The organism is Stenotrophomonas sp. SMYL8 (assembly GCF_036320065.1).
In the GTDB taxonomy this organism is placed as follows: domain Bacteria; phylum Pseudomonadota; class Gammaproteobacteria; order Xanthomonadales; family Xanthomonadaceae; genus Stenotrophomonas; species Stenotrophomonas maltophilia_A.
On the sequence record NZ_JAWIRR010000004.1, the window covers coordinates 133,988 to 157,597 of the forward strand.

The window sequence follows — 23,610 nt, forward strand, 5'->3', positions numbered from 1 at the left end:
TTATGCCCCCACGCGCAGATCGCGGCGGGCGTTGAGGTAGTCGGCCGCAGTAATCGCCTTGCCACCTTCCCGCTGCAGCACGCGCAGGCGCAGTGCGCCCTGGCCACAGGCGATATCGATGCCATCGCGGCTGGCCGCCAGCACCGTGCCCGGCGCCTGGTCGTGGGCCTCATCCAGCGCCACCGCGCCATGGATGCGCACCCGCTCGCCAGCCAGCGTCGCCTCGGCGATCGGCCACGGATTGAAGGCGCGCACGGTGCGTGCCAGCGCCCCTGCATCCAGCGCCCAGTCCAGACGGGCCTCGGCCTTGTCCAGCTTGTGCGCATAGGTCACGCCCTGCTCCGGCTGCGGCCGCGCGATCGGCTTGATGCCGGCCCGCAGCAGGCCCAGGCCGTCGGACAGCACCTGCGCGCCCAGTTCCGCCAGCTTGTCATGCAGCTGGCCACCGGTATCGGTGGCCGCGATCGGCAGCTCCTGGTGCAGCAGCACCGGGCCGGTATCCAGGCCGGCCTCCATCTGCATCAGGCAGACGCCGGTCTTCGCATCGCCGGCCTGGATCGCACGCTGGATCGGCGCGGCGCCGCGCCAGCGCGGCAGCAGCGAGGCATGCACGTTCCAGCAGCCGTGGGTCGGAATGGCCAGCACCGCCTTCGGCAGGATCAGGCCGTACGCTACCACCACCATCAGGTCCGGCTGCAGGTCGCGCAGCTGCTGCTGGGCGGCTTCATCCTTCAGCGATTCGGGCTGGTAAACCGGAATGCCACGGGCCACGGCTTCAAGCTTGACCGGCGACGGCGCCAGGCCACGGCCACGGCCGGCCGGACGATCAGGCTGGGTGTAGACGGCCACGACCTCATGGTGGCGCGCAGCCGCGCGCAGCGACGACACCGCGAATTCCGGCGTACCGGCAAAGACAATCCTCATGGCTACCCCACTTGCAGGATGGATTCGTGCAGGAAAGAAAACGGCGCCGTCGGCCGGCGCCGTACAACCCGCGCGCGTCGCGCAGGCACGGGCCACCCGATGGGCGGCCCGGATTGGCGATCACGCCACGTGCTTGCGCTGCTTGGCCAGCTTCTTGCGCACCATCTCGCGCTTGAGCGGCGACAGATAGTCGATGAACAGCTTGCCGTCCAGGTGATCCATCTCGTGCTGGATGCAGGTGGCCAGCACTTCGCCGGCTTCCAGCTGCTGTTCCTGGCCGTTGCGGTCCAGGTACTTCACGGTGATGGTATCGGCGCGGGTCACGTCGGCGAAGATGCCCGGAACCGACAGGCAGCCCTCCTGGTACACCCGGCCTCCGTCCTTGGCGACGATTTCCGGGTTGATGAACACATGCGGTTCATTCTTTTCTTCGCTGACGTCGATGACCATGAAGCGCTTGTGCACGTCCACCTGGGTGGCGGCCAGGCCGATGCCCGGGGCGTCGTACATGGTCAGGAACATGTTGTCGATCAGTTCCTGGAAGGCCGGCGTGGTGACTTCGGCGGCTTCGATCAACGCAGCCTTGGTACGCAGGCGCGGATCGGGGAACTCGAGAATGGGGAGAAGGGCCATGGCTGTTTCCGGATAGGGGGCCGGCACGCCGGCATACGTCGCAGATTCTAGCTCCAACGCTTGCCTTGCGCCCCGGTTTCTGGACTATAGTGCGCGGACCTGTTGGGGAATCAGGGCTTCACACCTATGTTGCTTCGTTTTCGTACGGTCGTCGCCGCGGCGATGCTGACCGTGGCTGCCTATGCTACCGCCGTGGAAGTGAATGGCGGGCACCCGGACACCTATGTGGTCCGAAAAGGGGATACGTTGTGGGATATCGCCGCACGTTTCCTGCAGAAGCCGTGGCTGTGGCCGGAGATCTGGCAGGCCAATCCGCAGATCGCCAATCCGCACCTGATCTATCCCGGTGACGTGCTCAGCCTGGCCTATCTGGACCGGGTGACCGTCGCTGCCAAGCCCGGCCCGCGCCAGGAAGCCCCGATCGATGCCATTCCGCTGGCCCAGGTCGAGCCGTTCCTGAAGCAGCTGAGCGTGGTCGACAGCATCGAGCAGCTACCCTACGTGGCCGGCCTGGAAGAAGAACGCCTGCGCGTCACCAGCGGCAGTGCGGTCTACGTGCGCCTGGCCGACGCCCAGCTGGGCCAGCGCTGGGCCGTGGTCCGCCCGACCGTGCGCTACGCCCAGCCCAAGCCGACCGAGGACCTGACCGCCAACGGCGACGTCACCCCCGGCAGCGGCAACCTGTGGCGGGCCTACAACGCCCCCAACCACCGCCGCGGCATACTCGGCTATGAGCTGGCCCAGGTCGCCACCGGCACCATCACCCATGTCGCCGGCGGCAAGGTCGAGGCGTCCACCCTGGTGCTGGACAAGAACGAAGGCGGCCGCGAGGTGCGTGCCGGCGACCGCCTGGTCCCGGTCGAGGCCAAACCGTATGACCTGCAGTTCGTCCCCCATGTCCCGGCCGCCGGTGTCGAGGGCGTCGATGTGCGCGTGCTGGCCGTCACCGACATGTTCACCGCCGCTGGCCCGCGCGATGTGATCGCGATTTCCGCAGGTCGCGCCCAGGGCGTGGACAACGGCACCGTGTTCTCGCTGTGGCGCCCGGGCCGCCACGTGGCGCACCGCATGAAGTACCCCACCTCGTCGCGCATGGACGATTCGCTCAGCACCGGCGCCGGCCGGGTTTCGCTGCCGGACGAATACGCCGCGCACGCCATGGTGTTCCGTACCTTCGACAACGTCAGCTACGCGCTGGTGATGCAGGGCGTGAAGCCGGTGCGCGTGGGGTTCAACGCACTGCACCCGGACGCGAAGTAACCAGTCCCGGGTTGCCCGGGCACTGCAGGTAGTGCCGGCCGCTGGCCGGCAGGCACCTCCGGCAAAACCTGACAGCCACATGCGAAGGCGCCCTAGGGCGCCTTTGTTGTATGCGCTCGATAGTGGGGAGATGACCAACCAAGCTGACGAGGCGCTGCTGCGCCTGTTGATGGCAGGCGGCGCGCTGGCGCCACGGCGGGCCCTGCTGCAGGCCGCAGGCAGCGCGGAGATTGCGATCGCGCAGGGCGCCGCGAACTGGCGCGCGCACGGCTGCACGCCCGAGCAGTGCGCCGCGCTGGAATGCCCGGACACCCGGGCCTGGGCCGTGGCACGGCGCTGGCTGGAAGACGACAACCAGCACCTGCTGGCCTTCACCGATCCGGCATTCCCCCCGCCCCTGCTGGATGTCCCGAACCCACCCCTGGCGCTGTTCATCGCCGGCGACCCCAGCCTGGCCTGGCGCCCGTCGGTGGCGCTGGTCGGCAGCCGCTCGCCGACGCCGGGCGGACGCGCCCTGGCCGCCCGGTTTGCCGGCTGCTTCGTCGAAGCCGGGCTGGCGGTGACCAGCGGCCTGGCGGCAGGCATCGATGCCGCCGCCCACCAGGCCACGCTGGACGCCGGTGGCTGCACCGTGGCGGTGATCGGCACCGGCCCGGACCGGGCTTACCCGGACAGCCACGCCAGGCTGCAGGCCCGGATCGCCACCGAAGGCGCAGTGCTCAGCGAATACCTCCCGGGAACGCCGGCACGCCCCGGTCACTTTCCAGCCCGCAACCGCCTGGTGGCCGGGCTGGCACTGGCGACGGTGGTGGTCGAGGCCGCCCAGCGCTCGGGTGCCCTGATCACCGCACGCCTGGCCGCCGAGGCCGGCCGCGAGGTCTGTGCCCTGCCCGGTTCGGTACTCAACCCACGCGCCGCGGGCTGCCACCGGTTGATCCGCGAGGGTGCCGCACTGGTCGAGCGCCCGGAGGAGGTCCTTGAAATGCTGGCGCCCGCCCTTCGCCAGCAGCTGCCGGGCTTGCAATCACGGCTCGCCACCCCCACTGAACAGGCACCGCCGGTACTCCTGCCGGCGCGCTGGGCCGACGACCCTGACTACCAGTGCTTGTGGCGGGCCCTGGACCACAACCCAAGCGGTATGGATTCACTGATCACGCGCTGTGGATTGACGGCGCCCCAGGTGTCCTCCATGCTGCTGGCCATGGAACTGGCGGGAATCGTGGTGTGCGTACACGGCCGCTACTGTCGAACTCCCTAGTTTCTTCACCTCCACAGCGTCGCGCGACGCAGGCCGAGGGGCAATGAAAGAGAGCATCCTGGACGTACTGCTGTACCTGTTTGAACACTATTTCAGCGAAGATGCGGACCTGATCCGTGACCGCGATTCGCTCCAGAACGGCCTGATCCAGGCCGGTTTCAGCCCAACCGAGATCAACAAGGCATTCGACTGGCTCGATGCCCTGGCCGCGCAGCGGCCGAGCGTGGCCCAGGCACGGGTCGATGGTCCCGTGCGCGTCTACCACGGCCCCGAGCTGGACAAGCTGGACGTGGAATGCCGTGGTTTCCTGCTGTACCTGGAACAGCACGGCATCCTCGACGCCGACCAGCGCGAGCTGGTGCTGGACCGGGCCATGGCCCTGGACCAGGACGAACTGGACCTGGACGACCTGAAGTGGGTCGTGCTGATGGTGCTGTTCAACCAGCCCGGCTCCGAGGCGGCGTACGCCTGGATGGAGACGCAGATGTTCATGGACGAGCCAGAACCCCTGCACTGACCGTACACTTGGGGGCATAGCGCATTCAGGAGCGTCCCCGTGAGCGAGTGGTTCCATGCAGAAGGCAACCGGCAGCAGGGTCCGCTGCCGGCGGAACAGTTGGTCGAGTTGTTCCGCAACAACCAGATCTCCCTGGACACCCTGGTCTGGCGCGACGGCCTGCCGCAATGGCAGCCGTTGCGCACCGTGGTCGACGAACTCGGCCTGATCGTGCCGGCGCTGGACGCTGCTGCACCGCCGGTGGAACCCGAGCCCGATCCGGAACCGGTGGCGCCGCCTCCGCCGCAGCCGCCGGTACTGCCGCCGTCCACGCCCTACACCACCAGTGCATCCGCCACCGCCCTGCCGGCGCCGAAGAAGAAGCTGTCCGGCTGCGCCCTGACCGCCATCATCGGCGGCGGCCTGCTGCTGGTGCTGGTCCCGATCGTGGCCATCCTGGCTGCCATCGCACTGCCCGCCTACAACGACTACACCGTGCGCGCCAAGGTCGCCGGCGCAGTGACCGCGCTGCAGCCGTTGAAGGACCAGGTGCAGCATTTCGCCGATGACGAAGGCCGTTGCCCCGGTGCCAACGACGCCGGCTTCCCGGCCCCGGGTGACTTCGCCCATGCAGGGCTGTCGGCGGTGAACATCGGTCGCTTCAACAATGGCCACTGCGGCATCGAAGCCACCCTGGCGTTGCCCGGCAAGAGCCTTGATGGCGACCTGCTGTGGCTGGAATACGATCGCGACAGCGGCCGCTGGGAATGCAGTGGCGAAAGCAACGACAAGTACCTGCCGCCGACGTGCCGCGGCTGAACCACGCGCACGCCAGCACCTCCAAGGATGATTCAACAGGGAACATGCAATGACTGAGTGGTACTACGCCGAAGGACAGCAACGCCAGGGCCCGCTGCCGGTCCAGGAGATCCGCCAGCGCTTCCAGCGCGGCCAGCTGAACCTGGACACCCTGGTCTGGCGCGAAGGCATGGCGCAGTGGGCTGCGCTGCGCCAGGTGGTCGACGAACTGGGACTGCAGACACTGGCCGACGCCAGCTCGGTCACCGACAGTGGCGGCTTCGACCTGCGTGGCGACTATGCCGCGATCGACAACGGTACGGCGCCACTGCCTGGCACCGGCGCGCTCAGCAGTTCGCCCTACAGCGCCCCTGCGGCGCTCGGCGGCGGCGGCCATGCCCAGCCGGTGATGGGCGGCGAAGTGGTCTACGCGGGCTTCTGGAAGCGCGTGGCGGCCTACATGATCGACTACTTCGTGCTGGCCATCCCCGGCGGCATCATCGGCGCCATCCTCGGTGTGGTGCTTGGTGCCAGCATGGGTGCGGTGGGCAGCGGCGAATCGGCCATCGAAATCGTGGCCCAGCTGGCCAGTGCCCTGATCAACCTGGCCATCGGCATGGCGTACTACACCTGGTTCCATGCCTCGCAGGGCGGTGCCACGCTGGGCAAGATGGCGGTCGGCATCAAGGTCGTGCGCAGCAATGGCGAGCGCCTGACCAAGGCCCGCGCATTTGGTCGCTACTGGGCCGCGGTGCTCAGCACCTTCACCCTCGGCATCGGTTTCCTGATGGCCGCCTTCACCGAGCGCAAGCAGGGCCTGCACGACATGATCTGCGACACCCTGGTGGTCGACCGCTGGGCCTACACCGACCAGCCGCAGCTGCAGCGCCGGGAGCTGGGCACGGTGACCGTGCTGGTGCTCGTACTGACCGGCCTGCTGTCGCTGGTGGGCCTTGCGCTCATGGTGTTCGCGGTTGGCTTCATCGCCAAGATGGCCTCATGAACGGCCATCCTCACGCCTGGCTGCTTGACATGGGCTGGCCGGGCGTGATTCCTCTAATAAGGTGAAACCTGAACGCCCGGCACATTACCGGGCGTTCAGTTTATGGATTTGCCCGTGGCCGCTTCACTAATGCGGCCGTTTGCTCCACCCTAGCGGCCCCTCTCCCCCGGTCCGCCCACAGACCTTTCCTGACATGCCCAAGCACCTGCTCATCGTCGAATCGCCGGCCAAGGCCAAGACGATCAACAAATACCTCGGCAAGGACTACACGGTCCTGGCCTCGTATGGGCACGTGCGCGACCTGATCCCGAAGGAAGGCGCAGTCGACCCGGACAACGGGTTCGCCATGCACTACGACGTGATCGACAAGAACGAAAAGCATGTCGATGCGATCGCCAAGGCCGCCAAGGGCGCCGACGACATCCTGCTGGCGACCGACCCGGATCGCGAGGGTGAAGCGATCAGCTGGCACATCGCCGAGATCCTGAAGGAACGCGGGCTGGTCAAGGACAAGCCGATGCAGCGCGTGGTGTTCACCGAGATCACCCCGCGCGCCATCAAGGAAGCGATCAGCCAGCCGCGCGCGATCGCCAGCGACCTGGTCGACGCCCAGCAGGCGCGCCGCGCGCTGGATTACCTGGTCGGTTTCAACCTGTCGCCGGTGCTGTGGCGCAAGGTCCAGCGCGGCCTGTCCGCCGGCCGCGTGCAGAGCCCGGCGCTGCGCATGATCGTCGAGCGCGAGGAAGAGATCGAAGCCTTCATCGCCCGCGAATACTGGTCGATCGCCGCCGAGTGCGCGCACCCGTCGCAGCACTTCAACGCCAAGCTGATCAAGCTGGACGGGCAGAAGTTCGAACAGTTCACCATCACCGACGGCGACACCGCCGAGGCCGCCCGCCTGCGCATCCAGCAGGCCGCGCAGGGCTCGCTGCATGTCACCGATGTGGCCAGCAAGGAGCGCAAACGCCGCCCGGCGCCGCCGTTCACCACCTCCACCCTGCAGCAGGAAGCCTCGCGCAAGCTCGGCTTCACCACCCGCAAGACCATGCAGGTGGCGCAGAAGCTGTATGAAGGCGTGGCGATCGGTGACGAAGGCACCGTCGGCCTGATCTCGTACATGCGTACCGACTCGGTGAACCTGTCGCAGGACGCGCTGGCCGAGATCCGCGACGTGATCGCCCGCGACTACGGCATCGCCTCGCTGCCGGACCAGCCGAACACCTACCAGACCAAGTCGAAGAACGCCCAGGAAGCGCACGAAGCGGTGCGCCCGACCTCGGCGCTGCGCACGCCTGCGCAGGTGGCGCGCTACCTGACCGATGACGAGCGCAAGCTGTACGAGCTGATCTGGAAGCGTGCGGTGGCCTGCCAGATGATTCCGGCCACCCTCAACACCGTCAGCGTCGATCTGTCCGCCGGCAGCGAACACGTGTTCCGCGCCAGCGGCACCACCGTGGTGGTGCCCGGCTTCCTGGCCGTGTACGAAGAAGGCAAGGACAACAAGAGCGCCGAAGACGAGGACGAAGGCCGCAAGCTGCCGGCGATGAAGCCCGGCGACCGCGTGCCGCTGGAACGCATCCAGGCCGAACAGCATTTCACCCAGCCGCCGCCGCGCTACACCGAAGCGGCGCTGGTGAAGGCGCTGGAAGAGTACGGCATCGGCCGTCCCTCGACCTACGCCTCGATCATCCAGACCCTGCTGTTCCGCAAGTACGTGGAAATGGAAGGCCGCAGCTTCCGCCCGTCCGACGTCGGCCGCGCGGTGTCCAAGTTCCTGTCCAGCCACTTCACCCGGTACGTGGACTACGACTTCACCGCCAAGCTGGAAGACGAGCTCGACGCCGTCTCGCGTGGCGAAGAAGAGTGGATCCCGCTGATGGCCCGCTTCTGGGAGCCGTTCAAGGAGCTGGTGGAAGACAAGAAGGAATCGGTCGACCGTGCCGAGGCCAGTGGCGCGCGCGAGCTCGGCACCGACCCGAAGACCGGCAAGCCGGTCAGCGTGCGCCTGGGCCGCTTCGGGCCCTATGCGGCCATCGGCAGCACCGCCGAGGACGCCGAGGAGAAGCCGAAGTTCGCCTCGCTGCGCCCCGGCCAGTCGATGCACACCATCTCCCTGGAAGACGCGCTGGAACTGTTCCTGATGCCGCGCGCGCTGGGTGAGGACAAGGGCGAGGCGGTCAGCGTCGGCATCGGTCGCTTCGGTCCGTTCGCCAAGCGCGGCAGCACCTATGCCTCGCTGAAGAAGGAAGACGACCCGTACACCATCGACCTGGCCCGCGCCGTGTTCCTGATCGAAGAGAAGGAAGAGATCGCGCGCAACCGGATCATCAAGGAGTTCGAGGGCAGCGACATCCAGGTGCTGAACGGCCGTTTCGGCCCGTATATCAGCGACGGCAAGATGAACGGCAAGATCCCCAAGGATCGCGAACCGGCCTCGCTGACCCTGGCCGAAGTGCAGCAGCTGATGGAAGAAACCGGCAAGCCGGTGCGCAAGGGCTTCGGCGCCAAGAAGGCTGCCGCGAAGAAGGCCCCGGCAAAGAAGGCCGCGGTGAAGAAGGAAGCGGCGCCGAAGAAGGCCGCTGCAAAGAAAGCGCCTGCCAAGAAGGCCCCGGCAAAGAAAGCGGTGAAGAAGGCTGCTGCGAAGAAAGCCCCGGCGAAGAAGGCCGCTGCAAAGAAGTAGATCCACGCCATGCGTGGATGAGGGGGGCGGACCAACGGTCCGCACCCACCATCAGCAGTCAGTACCTACCGCTGATGCCGGCCAGCGGCCGGCACTACCGGGTGCCAGGGTCCACCCCTTCTGCACGCGGCAGGGGGATAATGAAGGCCCACGCCGGGCCGGTTGCCGCCATGAAAGAACTCACCCTGGACTCTGCTGTCGCCACGCTCCGCGCGGGCGGCGTGATCGCCTACCCGACCGAAGCGGTCTGGGGCCTGGGCTGTGATCCCTCGCACGAAGCTGCGGTGCACATGGTGCTGCGGCTGAAGCAGCGCCCGATCGAGAAAGGCATGATCCTGGTCGCGGCCGAACTGGCGCAGCTGGAAGGCTGGGTGCGGCTGCAGGCGCTGCCCGACGCCCGCCAGCGCGCGGTGCTGGCCAGCTGGCCCGGTGCCAACACCTGGATCCTGCCTGCCGGCCCGCGCGCGCAGCCCTGGGTCACCGGCGAACACAGCGGTATCGCGGTGCGCATCAGCGCGCACCCGCTGGTGGCCGAACTCTGCCGCGCCTGGGGCGGCCCGCTGGTCTCCACCAGCGCCAACCTGGCCGGCGAACCACCGGCACGCAGCCGCGAAGAACTGGACCCGCGCCTGCTGCGCCTGCTCGACGGCATCCTCGATGGGCAGACCGGCGGCCTGGCCCAGCCCACCCCGATCCGCGACGCGCTCAGCGGCAACGTGCTGCGCTCCTGAGCCGGCGATTGCGCTGCTGCGGACAATCACGCACCCTGCCGCCATGACCCTGCTGCGCACCACCTTGAGCCTGTGTCTGCTGCTGCCGTGGACGGCACCCGCGGCCGAGGACGTGCGTGTCTACCGCTGCGTTGCCAGCAACGGCGCCGTCGCCCTGCAGGACAGGCCGTGCAACAGCGGCCGCCAGCAGGTGCGCGACCTGCAGCGCCCGCGCGATCCCGCTCCACGGGTGGTGCGCAGTGATGCCACGCCTCCGCCGCCCAGCGAAACCCCGGTCATCCGCGAGCGCGAAGTCCGCCACGTCTACATCCAGCCGCCGCAGCCGATGTACGAGTGCGTGAGCGAGGACGGACGGCGCTATACCAGCGACAACAACGAAGGCAATCCGCGCTGGGTGCCGCTGTGGACCAGTGTCTGGCTGCCGCACGGCCATCGTGGCCCAGCCTATCCCGGACCACGCCCGGCCATCGGCACGCCGATCGGCGAAGGCACGGGTTATCGCCGCCCCTCGATCGGCATGGACGTGCAGGTGCCGGCCGGCAGCGTGCTGGTCCGCGACAGCTGCCATGCGTTGCCACCACAGGAAGTCTGCGCACGGCTGAGTGACCGCCGCTGGGAGCTGGATCGCCGTTACAACAGCGCGCTGCAGAGTGAACGCACCGCCATCAGCAACGAACAGCGCGGTATCGATGCGCGCCTGTCGCGCGATTGCGAACGCTGAGCGCAGCACGCCGTCGCAGCCTGTACGCTGTGCGCATGAACCGAGTGATCTGGCTGCTCCTGGTGCTGCTGCCCGGAAGCGCGTTGGCCGAAGAGGGCGTGATCTACCGCTGTACCTCCAGCAGCAGTGACGTCCCTACCCTGCAGCGCACGCCGTGCGCCACCGGCAGCAAGCAGCAGGTGCTGCGCATCCCCGACCCGGCCAACTCGCAGCCGGCCGCCGCTGCGCCTGTAGCCGCCGAACCTGCATCCGTGCCCGTTGAAACACCCGCGCCGGTGCCGTCCGGACCGGCCGTTGCCCCTGCGGCCCCAGCAAAACCACGACGCGCGGACGAAGGACGCACGATCATGGAAGCAGGCATGGTCGAACACGCAGGAGACGACCAGATCCTCGACAGCGCGACGCTGCGCCGCGATGCCGAGGCCCGCGCCGCCGCAGGTGACGGTCCACCAAAGCCGCCGCTTCCTCCGATCTTCCAGTGCACCGACAGCCAGGGCGGCGGCTACCTGTACGAGTACGAAGCCGCGCCCGGCCGCTGCGAGCTGATGACGGTACAGGGCCTTGGCGGAGTGACGCCGGTGAATGCCGCCAGCTGTGAAGTGGTGCGCGACCACTGCGAAGCGCTTCCCGAAGCGCAGCGCTGCGGTGGTTGGCAGCAGCGCTTCCGCGATGCCCGCGGCCGTGAGCGCTTCGCCGCGCCGGAGAACCGCGATACCGCGCGCGGTGAACGCGAGCGGCTGCAGGGTGTGCTGGAGGCCAGCAACTGCCCGGTACCGGGGTGAGACCCACCGGTAGTGCCGGCCGCTGGCCGGCAACCACAGGATCTTCAGATGAGTGCAGTTGCCGGCCAGCGGCCAGCACTACCTGCTGAAAGATCAGAACCCGTAGCGCAGGAAACCGCCGTCCACCGCGATGCACTCGCCGGTCACATAGCTGGCCGCCGGCAGGCACAGGAAGCCCACGGCTGCGGCCACTTCCTCCGGCTCGCCGATACGACGCATCGGCGTGCGGTTGATCACTTCCTCGTAGTAGTCCGGGTCCGCCAACGGACCGGACGTGCGCCGCGTGCGGATGTACCACGGCGCCACCGCGTTGACCCGGATGCCATCCTCGGCCCACTCGACGGCCAGGTTGCGGGTCATCTGATGCATCGCCGCCTTGGTCATGCCGTAGACCACGCCGCTGCGCACATGGGTCAGGCCGGACACGCTGCCGACGTTGACGATGGATGACGACGCGTGGCGTGCCAGCAACGGATGTGCATAGCGCGACAGCTCGAAGGCCGAGAACAGGTTGGTCTCGAAGATCTTCCGCCATTCGTCCTCGGAATACTCCGTTGCCGCCTTGGTCACGTTGCCGCCGGCGTTGTTGACCAGGATGTGCAGGCCATCACTATGGTCCTCCACCCAGTCCAGGATCTGGCGGCGGTCCTCGTCGTCTGAGACATCGGCGGCCAGCGCATGCACCTGCATCTGCGGATACACGTCCAGCAGTTCGTCGCGCGCGGTCTCCAGCATGTCGATATCACGGCCGACGATCATCAGATCGGCGCCGAAGCCAGCCAGTTCATGCGCGATGGCCAGGCCGATGCCGGCGCTGGCGCCGGTGATCAGGGCGGTCTGGCCGTCCAGGCGCCACCGTTGCTGGGTCATGTGTTCTCCCGGGCCGCGCCCGCTGTGTTTCGATGCGGCAAGGATACGCGCTCACGGCCGCCCCCTGCCGAGGATGCGACACTGCCCGCACGCCCATCACGGAGTGCCGCCATGCGCATCCTGATCCTGTCCACGTCCCTGCTGGCCACCGCGCTGCTGGCGGGCTGCCAGCGCCCACCGGCGCCGAACCCGGAAAAGCCACCGGCGCCCCGGGCGATGTCGCGCGCAATCAACGAACCGCTGGACCGCGCCAAGGGCGTGCAGAAGACCGTGGACGATGCCGCCGCACGTGAGCGCAAGGCCGAGGCCGACGCGACGCAGTAACCCCGCAGACGAAAACGCCCGGCCAAGGCCGGGCGTTTCCAGTAGATCCACGCCGTGCGTGGATGGCTTCCGATCAGAACCCGCAGAAGCAGTACGCCAGCGCCTTCACCGGCGTGCCGTTGCCCTTCTCGCGGGCCGCGTTCTCGACAAAGCGCAGCTGCGTATCCACTTCCGGCATCGTGCGCGCCAGCACCATCCGCGCCATGCCCGAGTCGGACAGCATCCAGGCACCTGCACGGCTGCCGGCGAAACCGCTGACGAACTGCGCGAACGGCGTTGCCGCCTTCTCGATGTAACGCACGCGGTAGGCATCAGCCTTGCCCAGCTTGGCGCGGCTGGCGGCATCGGCCACCGCATCCTTCAGGCCACCGAAGGCATCGACCAGGCCACGTTCCTTGGCCTGCGCACCGCTCCACACGCGTCCACGGGCCACTTCGTCGACGGCCTCGACCGGCTTCTTGCGGGCGTCGGCGACGCGGCCGGTGAAGTCGGCGTAACCCTTGTTGATCACCGACTGGATGACCTGGCCCACGGCCGGATCCATCGGGCGGGTGACATCGAACGCACCGGCGAAACGGGTGGTGCCGACACCGTCGGTGTGTACGCCGATCTTGTCCAGCGCGCGGCTGAAGTTCGGCACCATGCCGAAGATGCCGATCGAACCGGTGATGGTCGACGGATCAGCATAGATGCGATCGGCATTCATGCTGATCCAGTAGCCACCGGAGGCGGCCAGGTCGCCCATCGACACCACCACCGGCTTGCCGGCGGCCTGCAGGGCCACCACTTCGCGGCGGATCTGCTCGGAGGCGAACACTTCACCACCCGGCGAATCCACGCGCAGCACCACGGCCTTCACGTTCTCGTCATCACGCGCGGCACGCAGCAGCGCCGAGGTCGATTCGCCACCGATGCGGCCGGCCGGCAGGTCGCCACCGCTGATTTCGCCGGCAGCCACCACCACCGCCACCTGCGGACGGCTGTCGACCGGGTTGCGGCGCGCATCGAGCTGGCCCAGGTAGGAGCCGAAGTCGATGTTGCGGAAACCACCGTCGGCATCGTCGTCAGCCACGCCGCGCTCGATCATCAGATCCTCGAATTCCTCGCGGGTCTTCAGCGACGTCACCAGCTTCTGCTGCAGGGCGAACTTGGCCAGGTCACCACCGGCAGCGGCGATGCCTTCCGGCAGCGTGTCGATGCCGGCAGCCAGCTGTGCTGGATCCAGGCGGCGGGCCTTGGCGATGTCGCCCAGGTAGCGCTGCCACACGTCGTTCATCCAGAACAGGTCGGCTTCCTTGGAGGCCGGCGAAGCGGCGTCGAGTACGTAGGGTTCGGCGGCGGACTTGTACTCGCCCACCTTGAACAGGTGCACGTCCACGCCCAGCTTGTCCTGCAGGCCGGTGCGGAAGTACTGGCGATAGCGGCCCAGGCCCTCGAGCACCACCGACCCCATCGGGTCCAGGTAGACCTCGTCGGCCTGTGCGGCCAGCAGGTACTGCGACTGGCCCATGCTCTCGCTGTAGGCCACCAGCTGCTTGCCGGACGCACGCAGGTCCTGCAGTGCCGCGGCCACTTCACGCAGCGAAGCGAAGCCCGACGGCTGCAGCTTGTCCAGCTCCAGCACCACGCGCTCGATCTTCTTGTCTTCCTTGGCCGACTCGATCACCCGCAGCAGGTCGCGCAGCTGGATCTCTTCGGCACCGTTGTCGCCCACCGCCTTGGCCAGCGCGCGGCTGACCGGGTCAGCGCTGAACTGCTCGACCAGGCGGCCTTCCGGCGCGATCACCAGGGTCGTGCGGTCCTGCAGCGATTTGCTGGCACCGGCGCCCATGCCGGCGGCGATGACGAACATCACCAGCAGCAGGAACAGCAGGCCGAAGAACACCAGGTTGAGGATCAACCGGCGGGTGAAGTTCATGACGTCCCACAGCCCGATGAAGAAACTGGCGACGGGGTTGCGACGCGCCGGGGGCAGCGGGGGCACGGGTTGATTCATGGAACGCTCCGGATGGCTTCTTGCCGTGGTACCAGCATAGCCGGTGCCGCGTGATGCAGCATCGGACACAAGTCAGGGGATCGCCCGTCACGGGTGAACGTGGCGGGCGCGAAGATCAGGACAGCGCGGATTGCCCGATGCGCAGGCTGCTGCGACGCAGGCGCCAGCCCATCAGGATGGCTGCGGCGGTGAGGCCGACGATCAGGCCGATCCACATGCCCTGCGGGCCCATGCCCAGGCCCAGGCCGAGCCCGGCGCCGAGCGGCATGCCCAGGCCCCAGTACGCGAACATGGCGATGAACATCGGCACGCGGGTGTCCTTCAGCCCGCGCAGCGCGCCGGCCGACAGCACCTGGATGCCATCCGGGAACTGGAAGGTGGCCGCGTACAGCAGCAAGGTGGAGGCCAGGCCGGCCACCGCCAGGTCGTTGGTGTAGACACCGACGATGGCATCGTGGCCGAACAGCAGCACCGCCGCCGACAGGGTCTGCGTGCCCATGATGATCGCGTAGCCGGCCCAGGCCGCGCGCCGCACGCCGAAGCCATCGCCACGGCCGACCGCATGGCCGACGCGCACGGTGGTGGCCTCGGCCACGCCCATCGGGATCATGAAGCACAGCTGGGCGACGTTGATCGCGATCTGGTGCGCGGCCGCTTCATTGGCACCAAGGCGGCCGATCAGCAGCGCGGTGACGATGAACAGGCCGCCCTCCATCAGCACGGTGATGCCGATCGGCAGGCCGGTGCGCAGCAGGTCCCAGATCGCCTTCCAGCGCGGTCCTTCGAAGTGCGAGAACAGCTGCAGGTGGGCGAAGCGCTTGGTGAACCACAGGTAGGTGGCGAAGGCGATCGCCTGCAGCCACATCATCACCGCCGAAGCGATGCCCAGGCCCTCGGCGCCCATTTCCGGGAAGCCGAGCTTGCCGTTGGCCAGCACATAGCCCATCGGCGCCAGCACCAGCAGGCCGCCGAAGCCGAGCAGCATGGTCGGCAGCGTCCAGTGCATGCCCTCGCTGAGATAGCGCATGCAGAAATACAGGGTCAGCGCCGGGCCGCCCCAGCGCACCGCGTGCAGGAATGCCGTGGCCCCCGGCACGATGTCCGGCGCGATGCCGAACGCTGGCAGCAGCGGCGGCACTACGGTGAGGAAGGTGAACATGATCAGGCCCAGGCCCAGCGCCAGCCACAGTGCCTGGCGGAACAGCGGGCCGATCTCGCGCTCGCGGCCGGCGCCATGCAGCTGCGACACCGAGGCGGTGAGCGAGATCAGGGTGCCGATCGGAATCAGCATCGGCAGCCACAGCAGGGCGGTGCCGATGGTCACCGCGGCCAGGGTCGCCGTGGCGTGGTGGCCGGCAATGACGTTGTCGACGAAGGAGATCAGACCGGTGGACACATGCCCGAGCACAAGCGGCAGGGCGAGCAGACCGGTAGCGCCGACTTCCTTGCTGAAGCGCGGCGTGGAGGTTGCAGTAGACATAAGGTGCTTGACGCGAACTACGGTTGCGCGCGAAGGGCACAGGCACCGGGTTGCGGGCCGCCATCTTACGCGTGCAGCGCGCGCATTCCCATGACATGGCGTGAATGCTGGGTTCCGGCAGGCCCCGGCATCACGCGTTGCGATCACGTTACGAACAGAAAAAGGGGACGGAGGGGATTAAGTCGTTTCAAGCCCGACTGTGCCGAATACGACTTAATCCCCTCCGTCCCCTTTTCTTTCTACTGCCCGGCCTGGCGCTTGAGCCAGGTATCGCGCTCGGCCGGCGGCACCGCGAGGAACGCGCCGCGTACCTTGTCACGCTCCTGCGGTGGCGTGCGCTGCGCGACCAGGGTCAGTTGGGCCAGCTGCGCCGGGCTGAGCTGGCGCAGCACGGCCAGCGCGGCCTCGCGCTGTTCCGGCGGCACGAAGCCGAACAGGCCGTGCAGCTTGGGGAACTCCAGGCCCAGCTGCGGGCCCAGCCGCCAGCCTTCGCGGAAGGCCTGGTCCTGCGCCTGGAACTGCTGGCGCAGGCGCTGCTGCTGGTCGGCCGGCAACGCATTGAATCGCGCAGCGGCCTGACGGATCCGCTCACGCTCGCCCTCCGGCAATGCCCGCCATGCGGCGTAGTCGGCGCGGCGCTGGCGCTGCTGCTGGGCATCGAGCTGGGCGAACGCAGCGGGCGTCGTACCTATGGTGGCCGGGGCCGCCGGTGAACTGCCCGGCACTGGCGGCGGCAGCGGCACGTTCAAGGTCTGCGGCGCGGCGGACAGCGACAACGGCAGGGCCAGCAGCAGGCTGGCGAATACGGTCTTATTCATCGGCAGCAGCGGTTTCCAGCGTGGCGCTGGCCGGCTCCGGCCGGCTCGGCTTGGATTGCGACTCGTCCACCGGCAGCGGGCCGCCCGCGGCGGTCCACGCATACAGATCGGCATCGGCCACCAGCGGATAGTCGCGGTCGGCCAGCATCGTGGCGTCGTCCGTCGCCTGCGCAGGGGTCGCGTCCGGCGTGGCATTGACCTTGCTCGGCGGCAGTGCTTCCACCGTGACGGGACCCGCCTCACCAACCACGCCTTCCGGCAGCGGTGCGTCGCTGCCGAACGAATGTCCCTGCCAATGGCGCCAGCCCAGCGCGGCGGCCAGCAGTACCACCACGGTTATCAGCAGGATCAACGGACCGCGCCAGCGCGGCTTGGCATTGGCGCGGCGGCGCTTGCCAGTGGCTGCAGCCCGCTCGTCGCGCTGCGGGGTGCGCCAGCTGGAGGTCGGCGCTTCACTGCTGTTCGTCGGTGCGGCCGGCTGTTGCAACTGCTGCAGGCGTTTGACGGGCAGATCGCGGATGCGCAGCTGCACCTGTTCGGCCAGCTGGCGCCAGGCCGAGGCGTCGGGCTGGCCGTGCGCGTCACGCGGGCAGGCATCGGCCAGCAACTGCTGGTAGCCGGCTTCGTCCTGGTCGAGCACGCGCGTGGCGATACCTTCATCCAGGCTGCCGCCCACCCGCAGCAACAGCGCCAAGCGCGGCAACGGTCCCATCTGGCCCAAGGCGGCAAGCGGCGGCTCCCACTGGCCGCCCACCGGCTCACGCAGCGCCTGGCGCTGGCCCAGCAGGGTCCAGAAGCGGGTTGGCCACTGCGCCATCGGCAGGTCACTGGCGACCGCCGCAAACGCGCGCATCACCGCCACCAGTGTCTGTTCGGCCCGGGCAGCATCGCCGCACTGCAGTTCAGCCACCACCAGGGCGCGGCGTTCAACACCTCGCAGGAACGCCGACAGCGCGCCGGCCGCGGTCGAGGAAACAGGGGCGGGCACAGCCGTCATCGATCACTCCAAAGGTCTGCCCGCATGATAGCGGCAGGCCATCGGCGCCCGTAGGACTTGCGCCCACAGGCACTTCGTGCTGCAGGTTGTGCACAGCACCACGCTGCCTGCGCAGGAAACTGTGGCATCCAGCTGAATTCACTCTGTTTCAGCATTGTTTCACACCTAAATCATTGATTTTGATGGATTTTAAAGTATGGCGATTTTTTGACCAACCCGAGCGTGAGGCCGTCGCCATCGGCCTCCTGCGCGCCCGCCGACCGGTAACGCACAGCGTTATCCACAGAACATGTGGATAAGACTGAATCTCCAATGGACACCGATATTTAGGTGACATTTATGATTCAACGGACCCCGCCCCGCCGCCGCCCACTCCGCCATTCGCGCGCGCATGGCCCGGTACACTGGCCCGATGCTTTCACCGATTCCGACCCTGCAGGTCGCCCTGCCCGTCCCCCTGCCCCGCCTGTTCGACTACCTGTCGCCGGAGGGCGTGGCCCCCACGGTTGCGGTCGGCTGCCGCCTGAAGGTGCCGTTCGGCAACCGTGAGCTGGTCGGTGTGGTGGTGGGACACGGCCAGACCGACGACGGCCAGGGACTCCGCCAGGCGTTGACCTGGTGCGACCCGCAGCCGCTGCTGCGGGGTGAGCTGTGGCAGAGCCTGCAGTGGCTGGCGCGCTACACCCACGCGCCGTTGGGCGAAGTACTCAGCACCGCCCTGCCCGGCCCGCTGCGCCACGGCGAGGCCCTGCCCGACACCCATCACTGGGGCTGGCAACTGACACCCGAAGGCCATGCCCAGCGCGGGAAGCTGCGCGCCGGCAGCCGCCCGCGGCAGCTGGCCGAACTGCTGGCCGAGGCCGTGGTGGATGAAGACGTACTGGGCGAACGCATGGAGGACTGGCGCACCGCCGCACGCAGTCTGGCCAAGCGTGCACTGGCCGAGCGCGTGGCGATGACGGTGGCACCGCAGCATGCGCAGCCGCTGCCCGGGCCCACGCTCAACCCGGACCAGGCCGAGGCCGTGACTGCGATCAACGCCGCCGACGGCTTCCAGCCTTTCCTGCTGGATGGCGTGACCGGCAGCGGCAAGACCGAGGTCTACCTGCAGGCGATCATCCATTGCCTGGCACAGGGCAGGCAGGCGCTGGTGCTGGTGCCGGAAATCGGCCTGACTCCGCAGACCCTGGCACGCTTCCGCGGCCGCCTCGGCATCGCCGTGCATGCGCTGCATTCGGGCTTGAACGATAACGAGCGCGCTCGCGTCTGGGCAGCCGCCTCACGTGGTGAAGCACGGGTCATTGTCGGCACCCGCTCGGCAGTGTTCACGCCGCTGCCGCAGGCCGGTCTGCTAATCATCGACGAGGAACATGACGGCAGCTACAAGCAGCAGGACGGCATCCGCTACCACGCGCGCGATTTCGCCCTGGTGCGCGCCAAGGCGCTCGGCATTCCCGTGCTGCTCGGCAGTGCCACGCCCTCGCTGGAAACCCTGCACAACGCCTATGCCGGGCGCTACACCCACCTGCGCCTGAAGCAGCGTGCCGGCGATGCACGACCACCGCGCGTGCGCATCCTTGATGTGCGCAAACGGCCATTGCACGATGGCCTCTCGGCCGATGTTCTGGCCGGCATCGGCGAGCACCTGCAGCGGGGCCAGCAGGTGCTGGTGTTCAAGAACCGCCGTGGCTACGCACCGGTGCTGCTGTGCCATGACTGCGGCTGGACCGCGCCCTGCAACCGCTGCGATGCACCGATGACCGTGCATGGTGGCGGCCGTCGCCTGCAATGCCACCACTGCGGTGCGCGGCAACCGGCGCCGCTGGCATGCCCGGCCTGCGGCAGCCTGGCGCTGCAGCCACAGGGCATCGGTACCGAACGCCTGGAAGAGCACCTCACCGCCGCCTTCGCCGATTTTCCGGTGGTGCGCATCGACCGCGGCACCACCTCACGACGCGACGCACTGGAACAGCAGCTGGCGAAACTGGGTGACCAACCCGGCATCCTGGTCGGCACGCAGATCCTGGCCAAGGGCCACGACCTGCCGAAGCTGACACTGGTGGTGGTGGTGGGCATCGACGAAGGTTTGTTCTCCGCGGACTTCCGCGCCAGTGAAAAACTGGCACAGCAGCTGATCCAGGTCGCTGGCCGCGCCGGCCGTGCACGCGATCCCGGCGAGGTCTGGCTGCAGACCCATCACCCCGGGCATCCGCTGCTGGAAACCCTGGTGAGCGGTGGCTACCACCCGTTCGCGCAGGCCGAGTTGAACCAGCGCCAGGCCGCCGGATTCCCGCCGTTCGCGCATCTGGCACTGATGCGCGCCGAGGCACAGCAGGTCGAGCATGCCAATGCGTTCCTGCTGGCGGCGCGGCAACTGCTGGGGGAACAGAATGTGGTCGAGGCCTACGGGCCGATGCCGGCGCCAATGCCGCGGCGTGCCGGCTACCAGCGCACCCAGCTGTTGCTGTCTGCCCTGCAGCGGCCGCCATTGCACGGCGTGCTCGGGCAGTTGGTACCGCAGCTGTACGCGCTGCCGGAAGCACGCAAGGTGCGCTGGTCCCTGGATGTGGATCCGACGGATCTGTATTGAGGGCGCTGCCCAATGCTGCGTAAAGTCGAGCTTGCTCGACTGCCGTGCGCCAGAAACAGTCGAGCAAGCTCGACTCTACCGTCGGTCCGTATGGACCCGACGGATCTGTATTGAGGCAGACGAACGGTAGCGGCGGGGCCGGCCCCGCGGGGGGGCGCCCACACCGCGCGCCGGGGCGGGCCCGGCGCGACCGGGCCATGCCCGGCGGTCCTCCGCATACCACGCTCGCCGGGCATGGCCCGGCGCTACCCCTCAGGTCAGCGGCGACATCACGCCGCGCTGGTAGGCCGGCCGCTCGCGCAGGCGGGCGTACCAGTCGGCCAGGTGCGGCAGTTCCGGGCGCTGGATGGGCAGTTCGAACCAGGCATAGATCAGCGAGCCCAGCGGGATGTCACCCATCGCGAACGTCTCGCCCGACAGCCACGGCTGTCTGGACAACGTGGCATCGGCCATCGCCAGGTAGTCACCGGCACGCACGATGGCGGCATTGATGCGCGCTTCGTCGCGGTCAGCTGGGGCGGTGCGCATGATGCCCCAGATCAGGTCGGTGTACAGCGGCGCCATCCGCGAGGTGCTCCAGTCCATCCACTTCTCGGCCTGGGCACGTTTCATCGGGTCTTCGGCGTACAGCGTGCCCAGCGCGTAGCGCGCACTCAGATAGCGCACGATGGCATTCGATTCCCACAGCGGCAGGCCATGGTCTTCGATCACCGGCACCAGGCTGTTGGGATTCATCGCCAGGTACTCCGGCGTCTGCGTGCCGCCATGGCTGCCACCAACCTCGATGGATTCGTACGGCAGGCCGATTTCCTCGGCGCACCACAGCACCTTGCGGACGTTGCTGGAATTGCGGCGGCCCCAGATCTTCAACATGCGGGTTTTTCCTTGCTGGCAATGCGAGCGGCAACGATACGCCTGATCGGAGTGGAGATGTGCGTGCCGGATGCGGGATCTGGCATCTGGGGCTTGCCGGCCAGCGGCCGGCACTACCGGTTCCTTTCCGGCCAGCGGCCGGCATTACCGGTTCTTTTTTGGCAGCGCGCGCACGTAGGAGGACTTGCCATCCTTCTTAAGCTCGAACAGGCCGATCGCTGCCAGCAGATCGCTGAGCTTGCCATAGCCGTAGTTGCGCGGGTCGAACGAGGCCTGGTTGCCGATCTGGCTGCCGACCGGGCCAAGGTGCGACCAGCCATCCTCGCCCTCGGCCGAGGACACCGCACGGCGCAGCATCTTCACCAGCCGCGTATCGCTGCGCATTTCCGCACCGCTCTTGCGTGGCCGGGCATCGTCGTTGGCAACAGGCTCGTTCGATGCCTGTTCGCTGGACGCCTGTTCGGTATCCGGCACGCTGGCATGGGTCTGGCCCAGCGCTTCCAGATAGGTGAACTTCGAGCAGGCGTTGACGAACGGCTCCGGGGTTTTCTTCTCGCCGAAGCCATACACCTTCACGCCATCGGTCAGCAGGCGCATCACCATCGGGGTGAAATCGGCATCGCTGGACACGATGGCGAAGCCATCGAGATTGCGCGCGTACAGCAGGTCCATGGCATCGATCACCATCGCCATGTCCGAGGCATTCTTGCCCTTGCTGTAGGCGAACTGCTGGATCGGGCGGATCGCATATTCGTGCAGCACGGCCTCCCAACCCTTCAACCGCGGGCTCTTCCAGTTGCCATAGGCGCGGCGCACGTTGGCCACGCCGTAGCGGGCGACTTCGGCCAGGACCTCGTCGATCTTCGAGGCCGGCGCGTTGTCGGCGTCGATCAACAGGGCGATGCGCTTTTCCGGTTCGCTCATGGACTCCTCGCGGGCGGTTGCCTGAACCCGAGTATCGCCGATCCACGCGGGCGCTGACGTGACAGGGCGCCATCGTGCGAAGATGCCAGGCGCTTCCCCCAATGCCCCCACTGGAGTGAGTCGATGAGTCGCGAGCGCGTTCCCCACCTGGTTGTTGTCGGCGGCGGTTTTGCCGGTCTCTGGGCCACCCGTGCCCTGGCCCGCGAGCGCATACGCATCACCCTGGTCGACCGCCGCAACCACCATCTGTTCCAGCCACTGCTGTACCAGGTGGCCACCGCCGGCCTGTCCGCACCGGACATCGCCGCGCCGCTGCGCCACATCCTCGGCCACCAGCGCAATGTGGAAGTCCGCCTCGGCGAAGTGGTGACCATCGACAAGCAGGCCCGGCAGATCCGCATGGCCGATGGCAGCACGCTGGACTACGACAGCCTGCTGCTGGCTACCGGCGCCACCCACGCCTACTTCGGCAACGACCAATGGGCCGATGATGCGCCCGGGCTGAAGACGCTGGACGATGCCATCGCACTGCGCCGCAAGCTGCTGCTGGCGTTCGAGCGCGCCGAGGCCGAGCCGGACCCGGCGAAGAAAGCGGCGTGGTTGAGCTTTGCCGTGGTCGGCGGCGGCCCCACCGGTGTTGAACTGGCCGGTACCTTGGCCGAAATCGCGCGGCATACGCTGCGCAACGAGTTCCGCCATATCGATCCGGCCAGCGCCAAGGTGCGGCTGGTCGAAGCCGGCCCGCGCGTGTTGTCTTCGTTCCCGGAAGTGCTTTCGCTGAAGGCACGGCGGCAACTGGAAAAACTGGGTGTGGAGGTGCTGACCGGTACCCCGGTGAGCGACATCGACAGCCAGGGTTTCAAGCTCGGCGATCAGTTCGTACCGGCCCGCACCGTGGTGTGGGCCGCCGGCGTGGCCGCTTCACCGCTGGCGCGCACGCTGGAGGTGCCACTGGACCGCGCTGGACGCGTGCAGGTGCAACCCGACCTCACCCTGCCTGGGCACCCCGAGCTGTTCGTGGCCGGTGACCTGGCCGCACTGAACCAGGCCAATGGCAAGCCGGTGCCCGGCGTCGCGCCCGCCGCCAAGCAGATGGGCAAGTACGTGGCCGAGGTGATCCGCGCGCGTCTGCATGGCAAGGCAGCACCGGGGCCGTTCAAGTACGCCGACTTCGGCAACCTGGCCACCATCGGCCGCATGGCCGCCATCGTGCACCTGGGCAGGCTGCAACTCTCGGGCGTCCTCGCCTGGTGGTTCTGGCTGGCCGCACACGTGTTCTTCCTGATCGGCTTCCGCAACCGCATCGTGGTGCTGCTGAACTGGGCCGTGGCGTACTGGAGCTACCAGCGCAGCGCGCGCATCATCTTCGGTGATGATCAGGAAGACCGGCGACCCCGACGGTAGTGCCGGCCGCTGGCCGGCTGCTGCGCGGTCGGATCCCTTTCCGCAGGA

At 67.9% G+C, this 23,610-nt stretch carries 21 protein-coding genes; 12 read left to right on the forward strand and 9 right to left on the reverse strand.

Annotated elements, in window-relative coordinates:
* A complete protein-coding gene (gene fmt / locus V3B25_RS05635; protein WP_049423383.1) occupies nucleotides 1-924 on the reverse strand; it encodes a methionyl-tRNA formyltransferase in 924 nt (307 codons plus the stop codon).
* 120 nt (nucleotides 925-1,044) lie between these two features.
* Complete coding sequence (gene def, locus V3B25_RS05640) at nucleotides 1,045-1,557, reverse strand: peptide deformylase (RefSeq protein WP_008267110.1); 513 nt, start codon at nucleotides 1,555-1,557, stop codon at nucleotides 1,045-1,047.
* A gap of 126 nt (nucleotides 1,558-1,683) precedes the next feature.
* Here def and V3B25_RS05645 point away from each other — a divergent pair, with 126 nt between their 5' ends.
* The 9 genes from V3B25_RS05645 (at nucleotide 1,684) to V3B25_RS05685 (ending at nucleotide 11,286) form a co-directional block, all read left to right on the forward strand.
* Entirely contained in the window at nucleotides 1,684-2,817 is a 1,134-nt protein-coding gene (locus V3B25_RS05645) for a LysM peptidoglycan-binding domain-containing protein (protein ID WP_032128553.1), read from the forward strand.
* Nucleotides 2,818-2,947: 130 nt separating this feature from the next.
* Nucleotides 2,948-4,075: a DNA-processing protein DprA gene (gene dprA, locus V3B25_RS05650; protein WP_071227860.1), complete on the forward strand. Its 1,128-nt coding sequence runs from the start codon at nucleotides 2,948-2,950 to the stop codon at nucleotides 4,073-4,075.
* Between the two features lie 43 nt (nucleotides 4,076-4,118).
* The gene (locus tag V3B25_RS05655) at nucleotides 4,119-4,592 is read left to right on the forward strand and encodes a DUF494 family protein (RefSeq protein ID WP_005411195.1); all 474 of its coding nucleotides are present in this window, start codon (nucleotides 4,119-4,121) and stop codon (nucleotides 4,590-4,592) included.
* A 39-nt stretch (nucleotides 4,593-4,631) separates the two neighbouring features.
* A complete protein-coding gene (locus V3B25_RS05660) occupies nucleotides 4,632-5,390 on the forward strand; it encodes a pilin (RefSeq protein ID WP_049423390.1) in 759 nt (252 codons plus the stop codon).
* Between the two features lie 49 nt (nucleotides 5,391-5,439).
* Nucleotides 5,440-6,372, forward strand: a complete 933-nt coding sequence (locus tag V3B25_RS05665) for an RDD family protein (protein ID WP_329810285.1) — start codon at nucleotides 5,440-5,442, stop codon at nucleotides 6,370-6,372.
* A 193-nt stretch (nucleotides 6,373-6,565) separates the two neighbouring features.
* The gene (locus V3B25_RS05670) at nucleotides 6,566-9,052 is read left to right on the forward strand and encodes a DNA topoisomerase I (protein WP_329810286.1); all 2,487 of its coding nucleotides are present in this window, start codon (nucleotides 6,566-6,568) and stop codon (nucleotides 9,050-9,052) included.
* A 140-nt stretch (nucleotides 9,053-9,192) separates the two neighbouring features.
* Entirely contained in the window at nucleotides 9,193-9,783 is a 591-nt protein-coding gene (locus V3B25_RS05675) for a Sua5/YciO/YrdC/YwlC family protein (protein WP_019338925.1), read from the forward strand.
* 43 nt (nucleotides 9,784-9,826) lie between these two features.
* A complete protein-coding gene (locus V3B25_RS05680; RefSeq protein WP_121504300.1) occupies nucleotides 9,827-10,504 on the forward strand; it encodes a DUF4124 domain-containing protein in 678 nt (225 codons plus the stop codon).
* Nucleotides 10,505-10,539: 35 nt separating this feature from the next.
* Entirely contained in the window at nucleotides 10,540-11,286 is a 747-nt protein-coding gene (locus tag V3B25_RS05685; RefSeq protein ID WP_049423397.1) for a hypothetical protein, read from the forward strand.
* Between the two features lie 93 nt (nucleotides 11,287-11,379).
* On the opposite strand, the gene V3B25_RS05690 is transcribed toward V3B25_RS05685, so the two are convergent.
* Nucleotides 11,380-12,156 carry an SDR family oxidoreductase gene (locus tag V3B25_RS05690; RefSeq protein WP_010481164.1) on the reverse strand — a complete coding sequence of 259 codons (777 nt, stop codon included), beginning with the start codon at nucleotides 12,154-12,156 and terminating at the stop codon, nucleotides 11,380-11,382.
* 111 nt (nucleotides 12,157-12,267) lie between these two features.
* Between V3B25_RS05690 and V3B25_RS05695 the strand changes: the two genes are divergently transcribed.
* Nucleotides 12,268-12,480: a hypothetical protein gene (locus V3B25_RS05695; RefSeq protein ID WP_049423399.1), complete on the forward strand. Its 213-nt coding sequence runs from the start codon at nucleotides 12,268-12,270 to the stop codon at nucleotides 12,478-12,480.
* A gap of 73 nt (nucleotides 12,481-12,553) precedes the next feature.
* Here V3B25_RS05695 and sppA read toward each other — a convergent pair whose 3' ends face one another.
* The 4 genes from sppA to V3B25_RS05715 all read right to left on the reverse strand — a co-directional run bounded on the left by sppA (nucleotide 12,554) and on the right by V3B25_RS05715 (nucleotide 17,771).
* Nucleotides 12,554-14,476, reverse strand: coding sequence for a signal peptide peptidase SppA (gene sppA / locus V3B25_RS05700; RefSeq protein WP_049400998.1), 1,923 nt, complete (start codon nucleotides 14,474-14,476; stop codon nucleotides 12,554-12,556).
* A 115-nt stretch (nucleotides 14,477-14,591) separates the two neighbouring features.
* Nucleotides 14,592-15,956 carry an MATE family efflux transporter gene (locus tag V3B25_RS05705; RefSeq protein ID WP_110713888.1) on the reverse strand — a complete coding sequence of 455 codons (1,365 nt, stop codon included), beginning with the start codon at nucleotides 15,954-15,956 and terminating at the stop codon, nucleotides 14,592-14,594.
* A 239-nt stretch (nucleotides 15,957-16,195) separates the two neighbouring features.
* Complete coding sequence (locus tag V3B25_RS05710) at nucleotides 16,196-16,774, reverse strand: DUF3106 domain-containing protein (RefSeq protein WP_201117452.1); 579 nt, start codon at nucleotides 16,772-16,774, stop codon at nucleotides 16,196-16,198.
* Complete coding sequence (locus V3B25_RS05715; protein WP_032129681.1) at nucleotides 16,767-17,771, reverse strand: hypothetical protein; 1,005 nt, start codon at nucleotides 17,769-17,771, stop codon at nucleotides 16,767-16,769. The genes V3B25_RS05710 and V3B25_RS05715 overlap by 8 nt, the downstream gene beginning before the upstream one ends.
* Nucleotides 17,772-18,183: 412 nt before the next feature.
* Between V3B25_RS05715 and V3B25_RS05720 the strand changes: the two genes are divergently transcribed.
* On the forward strand, nucleotides 18,184-20,361 hold the full coding sequence (locus V3B25_RS05720; RefSeq protein ID WP_329810287.1) for a primosomal protein N': 2,178 nt from the start codon (nucleotides 18,184-18,186) through the stop codon (nucleotides 20,359-20,361).
* Nucleotides 20,362-20,613: 252 nt separating this feature from the next.
* Here the strand turns inward: V3B25_RS05720 and V3B25_RS05725 are convergent, their stop codons facing one another.
* Both V3B25_RS05725 and V3B25_RS05730 read right to left on the reverse strand, forming a co-directional pair.
* Nucleotides 20,614-21,234, reverse strand: coding sequence for a glutathione S-transferase (locus V3B25_RS05725; RefSeq protein WP_107433218.1), 621 nt, complete (start codon nucleotides 21,232-21,234; stop codon nucleotides 20,614-20,616).
* A 144-nt stretch (nucleotides 21,235-21,378) separates the two neighbouring features.
* Nucleotides 21,379-22,158: an NYN domain-containing protein gene (locus V3B25_RS05730; RefSeq protein ID WP_010481148.1), complete on the reverse strand. Its 780-nt coding sequence runs from the start codon at nucleotides 22,156-22,158 to the stop codon at nucleotides 21,379-21,381.
* A 123-nt stretch (nucleotides 22,159-22,281) separates the two neighbouring features.
* On the opposite strand from V3B25_RS05730, the gene V3B25_RS05735 reads away from it, so the two are divergent.
* Nucleotides 22,282-23,562 carry an NAD(P)/FAD-dependent oxidoreductase gene (locus V3B25_RS05735; protein ID WP_071227868.1) on the forward strand — a complete coding sequence of 427 codons (1,281 nt, stop codon included), beginning with the start codon at nucleotides 22,282-22,284 and terminating at the stop codon, nucleotides 23,560-23,562.
* The last annotated feature ends 48 nt before the right edge of the window (nucleotides 23,563-23,610 follow it).